A 12,842-nucleotide genomic window follows, 5' to 3' on the forward strand; every position below is an offset into this window, starting at 1 on the left:
ATATTTTGTACGCGAATATTTTGTATGCTAAATAATTATATCGCCGCAAAATAAAAAAGTCAATAGGCTTTCTGAAAATCCCATTAACTTTTTTCATATCACATTTCTGTCATCTTTCTTATATTGTTTTTTATATTTACAACATCTTTTTCATTGCCAAGCAACACTATATAATCACCAGCCAGTATCTTTGTATTTCCTTTTGGTATTATCTCCTTCCCACCTCTTTTTATTCCAACCACAAGACAACTATGCGGCCATTCTATGTCTTTTAATTTTTTGCCATCTACAAAAGACCCGACAGCAACAGGCATCTCAAATAATATTTTAGCCACATCATCATTTTCATCGATATTAGCCATATTACCTTTGCTTTTTATTATCCTATCAAGCAGCGATTCATATATTGGCTCATTTCCATAAAGACCAGATACAATGTAAGCCGTTATTGATACAGTGCTTAAGGCAAGCAAATGGCTAAATGAGCCTGTCATCTCCGTAACTAAGAGGCTTCCTGTTATAGGTGCTCTTACGATAGCAGCAAAATATCCAGCCATAGCTAAAACAACAAAGTCCTTTAGGTATATGCTATTTATATTAAACGCATGAATGATAGTTATACCGTATAAATTGCCTATAAGCGCACCTATTGCAAGAAGTGGCATGAATATGCCTCCCGGCACTCCAGACCCATAACTTATTATTGTAAAAAGGAATTTTGATATAAGCAATATGACAACAAATGCAAAACCTAAGTCCGCACCACTTATCTTATCTACAAGACCTTCACCACCGCCAAGTACCATTGGCAGAAAAAGCCCTACGATGACTGATAGCAAAAGAGGCACAAAGACCTTTAATTGGGGCATTTTTACATATTTATTGTACAAATCTTGTGCTTTTAGAAGCGATTTGTTGAATATGATGCCTCCAAATCCTATTATCACTCCCAAAAGCAGCAGATAAAAATATTGAGAAAAAGGAACAATCGGCATATTAGTAATATCAAATACCGTTTTAAGTCCCAAAAAAGTATCTGCGACGTATGTCGCAGTAAGAGATGATACCATTGATGATACAAGAACGATTGGAGAAAAATTTTTATGAAGCTCCTCCAAAGAAAATATAACCCCCGCTAACGGTGCATTGAATGCCGCAGCTAAACCAGCGCCAGCGCCGCACGTTATAAGGTATTTCTCCTCAAAGCGCATCCTCTTTAATGATCTGCTGACACCTTGACCTAAAGATGCACCAAGTTGTACACATGGACCTTCCCGTCCTAAAGACAGCCCAACACCTATCATCAATATTGTCCCTACAAACTTCAATACAAAGATTCTTAGCCAATTTAATTTAAAATAGCCTATAATCGTCCCTTCCACCTGAGGTATGCCGCTGCCACTGATCATAGGCTCCAATTTAAGTATGTAGTTTGTAAATATGCCTATCGCAACTAAAAATATAAGCCATATAGGCAAAAGGTAAATCTTCGTTTCTAAAAGTTTATACATAGACAAAAGGTATATACCGGTTTTCTCTAACATAAACCTTAAAAGTGATACGACCAATCCTATCAAAACTCCAACAACTATCCCTTCTAATATAAGCCTGTCTTTGAAATTTTCCCTGTTTTTAAGCATTTCATAAATGCGGCTGCCGCCTTCCATCAGTACGCCTCCCATAAGTTTCATAAAAAAATTATACAACAAATTTATATATATGTTAAGACATAATCCAGAACAAAAGCCTTCTCTATGGCGCCAGTGGAAAGCAAAAGTTCACAAATATCCTTGATATAGCTTTAAAAATAATAAATAGCCATTCCCTTTGGCATCTCATACAAACAAGCTTTCGCCGCCTTTTTCAAGCCCTATTATTTCTCTATCTGAATACTTAGTAGTTCGCAAAATATATATAATAACCGAATCTTCATCTTTATTGATTATCCTTGAGATCTCACTCTTTAACTTTCTAAAATTTGCATCAGATATTTCGCCTTCTAACACCGAATTTTGCACCCAATTAAGGTACTTCCTGCATGTCTTTAAAACTTTATTTACTCGCTTCTCATTGACATCATATACAAGTATGATAAACATAATATCACCTTTTTACCATTGAGCAACGAATGGCGTGTACTTTTGTTCTTCCATAAGATGTTTTTCCAGTTTATAAAGTTCAAGCCGTATAAGCCTACGGTATGAAACATTATTGCCTAACGATCTATGATTTATCGTAGTCTTTAGTTTATTCTCGTATTCCTCTATGAATGCCATCTTCGCTTTATCTTTAAGCAAGAGTCCTTCTGCATCTTCATCAAAATCATCTTTTTTAATGACGTTTTTGCCTATAACTGTGAATATGACTCTATCTATAATAATAGGTTTAAATATCTCTGATATATCTAAATTTAGTGTAAATCTTCTAAAATTTGTGGAGTGCAAATACCCTATCCTTGGATCCAAATGTGTCTTATAAACTTCGCTTAGTACTGTTGTATACATGAGAGAATTTCCAAAGCTTATAAGAACATTTAGGGAATTTTTCGGCGGTCTTTTGCTTCTAACATCAAACTCAAAATCACCATTCCCCAATATCTCATCAAATGATTTATAGTAATACTCTCTTATATTTCCTTCAATAGCCATAAGCTCATTTATATCAGATGTTCCATCTATCATATCTCCTAATCTTTCTATGGCGTAAATGATGTCGTCCAAGCTTTTGCCTCGGTTTTGATAGTACTTTAAAACTTGTCGGATGTTTCTATATGCACCTTCTACAAATTTTTGTGCAATGTATAAACGTTTCTTCTCGTCAATATAATTTTCCGCTTGTTTTAATATCATATATCCGGAATTTAAATGTTCCCTCGGATAAAAAGATCCAACGTAGTAGCCGTAGTGGTTGAAGAAGTGAAGTATTATCTCCGATTGTGAGATAAATTCCAAAAATCTTTTGTTGAGGCTAACCTCACCAAAAATCATTATTTCAGAAGTATTTTCAACAGGAATAAACTTTCTTCCGTTTTCTCCTTCAAAATACAATGTGTTATCTTTTCTATGCAATTCTCCATCAGAAAAAATATAAACAGGCTTTTTCATGATAAGCAAAACTCCTTATATCCACAATTTTTGCAGTAAGGTATTTTCTTAAAAGCTGGCGCCTTGTCCATATTTATAATATCTCTTATTTCATTTATAACACTAACAACTCCCGCCTCTAACTCGCTCGTAAGAAACACATCGATCTTCTTTCTCTCCTCTGGGAAAAATAGTTGTCCTTTTGCCTCAATACCGTTTTGCTTCAATTTGTACAAATAAAAAAGAAGTTGAAGTCTGGCACTATCTAAGGCTTTTGAGCTTTTCTTTATCTCGCCTACTAACAAATTGCCATTGTCATTTCTCACAAGATCTATGACGACATTCTCAAAATTTATCTTCTTCCTGTCTCTGTCATAAGATATGTCGTCTATTAAGCGTCCCATCTCAATGTATGGATGCTCTTGGTCAGGAATTATCTGATGGGCCATAAGCCATACCTGCCTTTTGCAAATGCTGTAACTTTGTATCAATGAACCTGTAACATCTTCATAGCCATACATAAAAACACCTTCTTAAAAATAGGAAACTATAAAAACTCATTTAATCTGTGGTTTTAACTTATTATCTGCTATTTCATCAAGATACCACCACCAATGGGACTTAGGCTTATTCTTTTGCTTTGCTTTTAAAAAACCTTTTAATGCCTTATAAAACAGTGGGGCTCTCTTAACAAGAATCTCCTCCAGCTTTTTAATTTCCTCTTTTTCTGTTTCATTAAAGTCATTAATATGTTCCTGAATAACATCTCTGCATTCTAACTCATATAAATGTTCAAATGGACTGAGATCCCATTCACCATTGACAAAAATATCATAGCCTTTAATTAAATGTTTTTTGTCCATTAGGCCTCAACTCCTCGTAACCAATGCAGCAATAAAAAATTAGTTTCAATTCCTTATAGGTAGGCTAAAAACTGAACGATGAAGAAAAAAGACTATATAAAGCTAGAATGTTTCAATTCCTTATAGGTAGGCTAAAAACGCTTTAAAAAACTTATTATACGAAACAAATATTTCGTAGTTTCAATTCCTTATAGGTAGGCTAAAAACGGATGTAGAGGCTTTAGAAAAATATATCCATATTGCGTTTCAATTCCTTATAGGTAGGCTAAAAACGGAGATTTTGAAAATGAAATATGTTATAATTTCAATGTTTCAATTCCTTATAGGTAGGCTAAAAACAATTTTAAAAAAGGAGATTGATAAAAATGTTAAAAAAGTTTCAATTCCTTATAGGTAGGCTAAAAACCTATCGTAAAACTGATGCTTAACTCATCGCCTGCAAAGTTTCAATTCCTTATAGGTAGGCTAAAAACATTTTAAGTTGCTCTAAGTTTTTGATTGCGTTGTTGGTTTCAATTCCTTATAGGTAGGCTAAAAACTTTGGATGTTTTTTAATAAAGGCAGCTTTGTAGCTGTTTCAATTCCTTATAGGTAGGCTAAAAACGAATAAAATTCCTCTTTTATTTTTTTGCCTATTTTTAAAGTTTCAATTCCTTATAGGTAGGCTAAAAACTGCCTTGCAAAAGTGACGTTAAAACTGTCTTTGTTGGGTTTCAATTCCTTATAGGTAGGCTAAAAACGTTATTTAAGACTTAACTATACTTTTGATGATAGAAAGTTTCAATTCCTTATAGGTAGGCTAAAAACGAAACAATTTGATCTGTCATACCACTAAAAGCAGTAGGTTTCAATTCCTTATAGGTAGGCTAAAAACTTTTGCATCTTTTTATCCCCTTTTATTTTTTTTCTGTTTCAATTCCTTATAGGTAGGCTAAAAACTTCTAATTCTTCTTCTTTTTCTAAAAAGTCATTTTTTGGTTTCAATTCCTTATAGGTAGGCTAAAAACCTGCTGATGCAGTGTTTGCAGCGGTTACTGAGGGTAGTTTCAATTCCTTATAGGTAGGCTAAAAACTTACACCAGCAAACATAAACGATCCTAATATAACATGTTTCAATTCCTTATAGGTAGGCTAAAAACAAAGTTGCTACAAAAGTTGAATACTTTAGGGTGCCTCGTTTCAATTCCTTATAGGTAGGCTAAAAACAGGCTCTTGTGTCTCTGTTGTCATTAGTAATGTAATTGTTTCAATTCCTTATAGGTAGGCTAAAAACCAAGGTTTTTAAGGCATTTTTATATATATCCATACTGGTTTCAATTCCTTATAGGTAGGCTAAAAACTAGTCGACGATAAATTTATATTCTGGTTTCTTCCACGGTTTCAATTCCTTATAGGTAGGCTAAAAACACTCACTCACGCCGTATTTGTCAAGCCAATTACTGTGTTTCAATTCCTTATAGGTAGGCTAAAAACTTTACAAGCACAACATTTAATATGTCCGAAAGCGAGTTTCAATTCCTTATAGGTAGGCTAAAAACTTATAACACACGCACAACACAATGTCAACATACAAAGTTTCAATTCCTTATAGGTAGGCTAAAAACGGCTATGATATAATTCTTGTTGCTCAAGACTTGCGTAGTTTCAATTCCTTATAGGTAGGCTAAAAACTATATATCCTGCTTTTAGCTATACCAGTATTTGGAAAGTTTCAATTCCTTATAGGTAGGCTAAAAACGTGGTTTGACTGTTAGTCTTACTCACTATTCTGATCCGTTTCAATTCCTTATAGGTAGGCTAAAAACTGCCTTCTGTTCCAAATATAACGCAAGTTCAGACTTAGTTTCAATTCCTTATAGGTAGGCTAAAAACCCAAAAATTATCAACGACAAAAACGATGATTTGTATTGTTTCAATTCCTTATAGGTAGGCTAAAAACGGAATATTATTCCAGCCTTGCACAAATTCTATGTAGTTTCAATTCCTTATAGGTAGGCTAAAAACTTATTCTTGTTACTCGCAAGCTTTTTGGAGGTGCGCAGGTTTCAATTCCTTATAGGTAGGCTAAAAACCTCTTAACCAATTTTAACACTTTATCCACCTCACTATGTTTCAATTCCTTATAGGTAGGCTAAAAACATCTTGATATATTGCTAAAAACTACTTCTTCGCTTGTGTTTCAATTCCTTATAGGTAGGCTAAAAACTCGCAGACAATTACTTGACAAATAAAGAAATAGACAGTTTCAATTCCTTATAGGTAGGCTAAAAACTTCTCTAAGAGATTTAATCCTTTTACAACATCGTCAGTTTCAATTCCTTATAGGTAGGCTAAAAACCATTGTTAATTATGACGTTATTCAATATAAAGAAACGTTTCAATTCCTTATAGGTAGGCTAAAAACTAATAAAATAAATGAAATTAGCAAAGAAGAATTAAAGTGTTTCAATTCCTTATAGGTAGGCTAAAAACCTATCAAGCACAACATCACCACTTGAAGGACTTACAGGTTTCAATTCCTTATAGGTAGGCTAAAAACTTTGAAGTGGAGTATTACAAACGTGACAAAAATTAGTTTCAATTCCTTATAGGTAGGCTAAAAACTTGCAATATAATCATTTCCGTTAGACACTCTATTTAGTTTCAATTCCTTATAGGTAGGCTAAAAACTTTATAGCAAACGTTTGTCCTCTACCCAAATCCAACGTTTCAATTCCTTATAGGTAGGCTAAAAACTGATATATATTTTGAAAGACTGCAAAAAATTACTAAGTTTCAATTCCTTATAGGTAGGCTAAAAACTATTCAGAAATAATTGTTTTAGAAGCGGTATATTGTTTTTCAATTCCTTATAGGTAGGCTAAAAACCAAAGACTTCCTAAAAAAGAGGTCTTTGCGTATGAGTTTCAATTCCTTATAGGTAGGCTAAAAACACGTCTTGCTAAAAAAGGAGAAACGTCTGTAGCCATGTTTCAATTCCTTATAGGTAGGCTAAAAACTTGTATTTTCCAATAGTTGCCTTGCCAACCATAGCAAAGTTTCAATTCCTTATAGGTAGGCTAAAAACTGTATTCACAAGGAATTAAAGCGACAACAAGGCAAATGTTTCAATTCCTTATAGGTAGGCTAAAAACAAAATAGTCATTCCAGGCAAGCCAGTGCCAGCAGCAAGAAGTTTCAATTCCTTATAGGTAGGCTAAAAACAGACCCAAGACTTGTAACACGCATAACACAGTATGGGTCGTTTCAATTCCTTATAGGTAGGCTAAAAACTTAACATTTACTTCAAGCAAAAACATAATCTTTTTGGTTTCAATTCCTTATAGGTAGGCTAAAAACCGACAGAGGGCAGAAAATGGTAGAAATCGAAAAGATGTTTCAATTCCTTATAGGTAGGCTAAAAACAAAGAGAAGAAGGTTACATTAAGCGTTTCCGGTATATCGTTTCAATTCCTTATAGGTAGGCTAAAAACCCAGCTAAAGATTAAGAACTTGAGAAGCAAGTTAGAGTTTCAATTCCTTATAGGTAGGCTAAAAACTTACTGCAAGTGTAAATTTTGCTGTCGGTGTTCCGTTGTTTCAATTCCTTATAGGTAGGCTAAAAACTTTCATTACTGCCATTGCATTTGGGTCATTGTACATGTTTCAATTCCTTATAGGTAGGCTAAAAACTGGCAGGGCAATGTAATGCAATGGTTATGTTATGCGTTTCAATTCCTTATAGGTAGGCTAAAAACTTGCTATCATGAATGGTATTAATGCTCTTGTAACTGGTTTCAATTCCTTATAGGTAGGCTAAAAACTATAGACGAAGATTTACCATTTTGAAAGGAGAGTAGTTTCAATTCCTTATAGGTAGGCTAAAAACGCAGTAAAAGAGGCAGAGGTAAACTTTTGAAAGAATAGTTTCAATTCCTTATAGGTAGGCTAAAAACCGAAATATTGTTTTTGTTAATGAAGATAGGGGTAGTGGGTTTCAATTCCTTATAGGTAGGCTAAAAACTTGTTTGGAGAGTGGTGTATTTTCAAAGCAGGTGAAAGGTTTCAATTCCTTATAGGTAGGCTAAAAACTATCGGCAGAACTGGGACGCATATAATAGATTTTTTGTTTCAATTCCTTATAGGTAGGCTAAAAACCGAATCGCTTACTCTCGACAAATTCCTATGATGAAGTTTCAATTCCTTATAGGTAGGCTAAAAACATTATTAGCATATTCAATATTTTTATTCTTATGCAGTTTCAATTCCTTATAGGTAGGCTAAAAACCTCCATAAAGAACCTTCGACTTATCACCCCAATCTAAGTTTCAATTCCTTATAGGTAGGCTAAAAACTACGCATTGGCGATGTATGGATTAGTAATGTAAAGGGTTTCAATTCCTTATAGGTAGGCTAAAAACTAGTAACATTACTCAAATTATAAGTGCCAAGACTTTTAGTTTCAATTCCTTATAGGTAGGCTAAAAACGCTGATTGTGGTTGGAGTGCATGTTCAATATAAAGTGTTTCAATTCCTTATAGGTAGGCTAAAAACTTAGAAGTATGGCCGACTTTGAGGTTATGCATAAGGCCTGTTTCAATTCCTTATAGGTAGGCTAAAAACAAACTATCAGGAGGGCTATCCTCCAAAGGGTTTTTGGGTTTCAATTCCTTATAGGTAGGCTAAAAACCGCTTTTATTTTATCTTTTAAATGTAAACCTATACAGTTTCAATTCCTTATAGGTAGGCTAAAAACCTACAATTGTTCCTGTGTCATCAATTGTAATTATAGTTTCAATTCCTTATAGGTAGGCTAAAAACTAGAGGAGGTAATTCTATGTTACAAAAAGGAAGTACAGGGTTTCAATTCCTTATAGGTAGGCTAAAAACGTTGTGTTGCTTCTCAAGGTGTTCCAATACTTTATTATCATGTTTCAATTCCTTATAGGTAGGCTAAAAACCATATTCTGTTTTTCCTGCTCCCATTGGACCAACTAGTTTCAATTCCTTATAGGTAGGCTAAAAACTATTCTTTTTCAGGATGTTCTTCTACTTCGGAATCTGTGTTTCAATTCCTTATAGGTAGGCTAAAAACGGCTATACTCCTGTCAACAAAGCAGGGGATACGATGTTTCAATTCCTTATAGGTAGGCTAAAAACAGTTTTCAGGTCGCAAGGAGGCCTAACGTTTAAATAGTTTCAATTCCTTATAGGTAGGCTAAAAACTTACAGCTTAAACGGGACATACAAAACAGCGAAATAAGTTTCAATTCCTTATAGGTAGGCTAAAAACAGCTTTAAGTTTAGGTGAATTACCAACCATGTACATGTTTCAATTCCTTATAGGTAGGCTAAAAACTCTTTAATGCTTGTTCTTGTTATATTACAAAATAAATGTTTCAATTCCTTATAGGTAGGCTAAAAACTTTTCTTCAGGAGTCGTTGCTTTTATAATTTTCAAGTTTCAATTCCTTATAGGTAGGCTAAAAACATTCGCAACTTCTTCAACATCAAGTAAATAATTTCGTTTCAATTCCTTATAGGTAGGCTAAAAACATGTACCAACAGCATCCATTGCATAAAAGGAGGCATAGTTTCAATTCCTTATAGGTAGGCTAAAAACGAAATTCCTGAACTGAAATATATTTCAGTTCAGGAAAGTTTCAATTCCTTATAGGTAGGCTAAAAACACGTTAGAACATAGAAAATTCAATACACTTATCTTGCATAAAATTTATCTCGTGTAAAGCTTATGACTTTATTATACCACAAACTTCCGAAAATTCAACTTATCGTTATGACAATGTGTCGTCGATATCCAGCATTTTTTGCACTATTGTACATCGACGACATTCACCAAATGCTTAATACATCGCTCGTTTTAAACCCTGTTTCACTATCGTAATAATCTTTTAAAGAAGCAGCATTGACATATTTGAAGCCTTCTACTTCTGCAGGCATGTTTTCTGTTTTCTCTGGTATTGATATCACGTATTTATAAAAATCAGCTTTAAATTCGTCAAATATACTCCGCCTTTTAAACAAATTTTTTATTTTTTTAAGGTCAATATACCTTTGCCATAACTCTATTGCTTCTTCGTTATACTCTATAAACACATCTACTTTATAATATTCATCATCAATAAGTTTAAATTTGCTTATACTTGGCATACCATCATCACTGTCGTACCTTAATTTGAATACAGCATCTAAAATGTCAATTGTTTCTTTTGATGAAAGGTTTTGTGATATCTCTCTATAATAACGATCTATTATATCTAAAAAATCTTTTTCTGATATTATCTCGTACTCTGACAATATCCTTTCAGTAATATTGAGCATAACTTTATTGTAAATCCTTAAAGCGTATTTTCTATTTTTTTCATCAATCAGCGACACTACATATACTTCTCCTTTTTTCTCCCAATTTCTGTTGCATCTACCTGCTGATTGATTTATAGAATCCATCGGTGCCAAATCTCTTACAACAACGTCAAAGTCTATGTCTACACCAGCTTCCACAAGTTGCGTCGTAACAGCATATTTTATGCTTTTTGTCTTTAAAAGATTTATCCTTTCAAGCCTTTCATGCGGTATTACATGGGTAGACATGTATATTATTTCTTCATCTGGCAACTTTTCTTTTAATAATTGATAAAATTGTCTCGCTGATGATATGGTGTTTAGTATAAAAAGATAGCTTCTTCCATCTTTTAAGTCAAACACGTCTATTAGCTCATCAAGGTGCATGTCTTTTTGAAAGACCGGCTTTATCACTACTCTGTTCATTTGATTGAAATACCTTGTTTTGTCTGTAAGCTGCCTAACTTCATTATCGTCAAATATCATAGGCTGTGTTGCCGTAACAAATATTATGTATGAATTCAATTTATATGCAACTGCTTTTAAGACTTCTTTCACAAGCTTCCAGTAATAAAATGGTATTGACTGAACCTCATCAAGTATTATTATGGAATTTGCTATTCTGTGAAATTTTCTTAATGCACTGTTTCTGTTAGACAAAAACGTATGAAAAAGCTGTATAAATGTCGTAACTATGATTTCCGAATTCCAACCTTCAATCATTATTTTTGACTTTTCTGTATCAAATTCTGTTTCATCATCACTGTATTTAACTTCTGAAAGATGATGATGCTTAAGTAATACACTTGTGTTAACATTTATGTTGTTTGTTTTTAATATCTTTTCAAATTCCTGATAATTTTGCTCTATTATACTTAAATACGGTAATGAGTAAATAATTCTGAATTTTTTGTTATACACATCGTGAAGCTTCTTTTTCAGTTTTAACGCAAAAGATATAGATGCCAAGGTTTTCCCAAGCCCTGTAGGAAGGTTTATGGATAAAATTCTTTCATCTACATTTATTTCATTTTCATTTACTTCTCTATACGCATTTTCCCTTAATACATTTATTTTACTATCTTTGTATCTAATCTTTGATTTGTATTTATCAACTGCATCATCCATCAATTCCGTATAAGATGACGAAATCTTTCCAATCACGACTTCGCTTTTATCTGCATCTATAAGCAACGAAAATACATAGTTTATGAGAATATAATAAGTCAAATCCTCTTTTTGTCTTATCTTCCTTAAATATAACCTTATGCTTCTCATCTCATTTTTTATATCCTCTATATTATTAGCTACAGTTGTCTTATTAAGATCAATATTTAATCCAACTTTCCTTAAATTATCGCTTAATATCTTAAATTTTATGTCATCTATGCTTTGAAGTTGAGATTTCATTATTTCTATGTCGCTGTCTTCTAAAGAAGCTTCTGTCACTACATCATTTAGATTTCCATGATGCTTTTTCACAGCTATATAAGATATAAATGGAAGCAATATTTTAGTATCATTGTCGATGTCTAATCCGCTTATCTCCTGCTTTACAGCAAAATAAGCTATAATCGCCGAAATCAACGAATGATGTGTTTCTTTCTTTGATTTTAGATCTTTTTTCTTATTGTCGTCTTGTGAAGTTAAATATTCTTGAAAAAAGCTTGTAGACTTACCAAGATCATGGCATAAAGCCACAATCTTGATAAGGCTTGATAACAACTCCTCATCCATTAAATTAACCTTGGCTTCACCTAAAAACTTTTCTGCCAGCTCTGCACATCCTACCAAATGCTCCTCTAAATATTTATCAGGATGTGAATAAAGCTCAGAAAAACACGATGTGTTCATCATCTATCACCCAACTACTTGATACATAAGATCTTATGCTTTTGCCATTCGCTTCATATACTACATCAGCATAATCCAATACAATTCTTTCTTCATCCATATCGGCAGGAATCTTTTCTTTAAAGTATTTTTTACCATCTTCAAAAACTATCTTATCTTCCAAAATATACTTATATGGTAAAACGGAAGATACAAAAACCTCTGAATTTTTCTCCTCAAAAGCATCTTTTACGCCCACAAATCTATAATCTGCAATCATTTCACTTAATCCTAAAGAAACTGTGTACACATTTTGATGATTTTTTAGTTTTTCAATTATGTCATTAAAAAGATCTTCATCTGTGTGATAAAAATATATCCTGTACATAGGGTCTTTTAAAAGCTCCATCTTTACCTGCGTTCGGGCTTCGTGATTTTTCTTTTTAAATGGGATCCAAAAATTATCCTTTGTATTTATTAAGTTGAGGCCCATCCTGATTTTTTTCACCGGATTTAGAATTCTCACCGCCAATTTGCATTTTTCAGAGCTTAGAACTTTTAAATAATCTTTTTTCCCTATTCCCTCTATCGCACCTATTAATCCTTTTATAGTCGGCGGCGGGGGAAATGAAAAGGTAAGCGGCGATGATGTGGTATAGTACTTCTTAAAATGCCCAAAATCACCGTATACGTCAAATATCAATAGTTTCATTCTATACA

Annotated in this window: 7 protein-coding genes and 1 CRISPR repeat array; all 7 genes read right to left on the reverse strand. The window is 33.2% G+C overall.

The features are described 5' to 3' along the window. Positions 1-98: 98 nt before the first annotated feature. A complete protein-coding gene (locus THEXY_RS11460) occupies positions 99-1,667 on the reverse strand; it encodes a ClC family H(+)/Cl(-) exchange transporter (protein ID WP_013789000.1) in 1,569 nt (522 codons plus the stop codon). Between the two features lie 168 nt (positions 1,668-1,835). Continuing rightward, positions 1,836-2,099, reverse strand: coding sequence for a CRISPR-associated endonuclease Cas2 (gene cas2, locus THEXY_RS11465; RefSeq protein WP_013789001.1), 264 nt, complete (start codon positions 2,097-2,099; stop codon positions 1,836-1,838). 12 nt (positions 2,100-2,111) lie between these two features. Beyond that, a complete protein-coding gene (gene cas1b / locus THEXY_RS11470; protein WP_013789002.1) occupies positions 2,112-3,104 on the reverse strand; it encodes a type I-B CRISPR-associated endonuclease Cas1b in 993 nt (330 codons plus the stop codon). After that, positions 3,101-3,604 (reverse strand): CRISPR-associated protein Cas4, encoded by a 504-nt coding sequence (gene cas4, locus THEXY_RS11475; RefSeq protein ID WP_013789003.1) that lies wholly within the window; start codon positions 3,602-3,604, stop codon positions 3,101-3,103. Before cas4 ends, cas1b begins: the two co-directional genes overlap by 4 nt. A 36-nt stretch (positions 3,605-3,640) precedes the next feature. Further along, on the reverse strand, positions 3,641-3,946 hold the full coding sequence (locus THEXY_RS11480; protein WP_013789004.1) for a hypothetical protein: 306 nt from the start codon (positions 3,944-3,946) through the stop codon (positions 3,641-3,643). Positions 3,947-3,988: 42 nt separating this feature from the next. After that, a CRISPR array of direct repeats spans positions 3,989-9,616; the repeat unit is 30 nt; unit sequence GTTTCAATTCCTTATAGGTAGGCTAAAAAC. 163 nt (positions 9,617-9,779) lie between these two features. Beyond that, positions 9,780-12,143, reverse strand: a complete 2,364-nt coding sequence (locus THEXY_RS11485) for a CRISPR-associated helicase/endonuclease Cas3 (protein ID WP_013789005.1) — start codon at positions 12,141-12,143, stop codon at positions 9,780-9,782. After that, the gene (gene cas5b, locus THEXY_RS11490; RefSeq protein WP_013789006.1) at positions 12,121-12,834 is read right to left on the reverse strand and encodes a type I-B CRISPR-associated protein Cas5b; all 714 of its coding nucleotides are present in this window, start codon (positions 12,832-12,834) and stop codon (positions 12,121-12,123) included. The genes THEXY_RS11485 and cas5b overlap by 23 nt, the downstream gene beginning before the upstream one ends. Positions 12,835-12,842: the final 8 nt, after the last annotated feature.

It is taken from the genome of Thermoanaerobacterium xylanolyticum LX-11, from assembly GCF_000189775.2.
Lineage (GTDB): Bacteria > Bacillota > Thermoanaerobacteria > Thermoanaerobacterales > Thermoanaerobacteraceae > Thermoanaerobacterium > Thermoanaerobacterium thermosulfurigenes.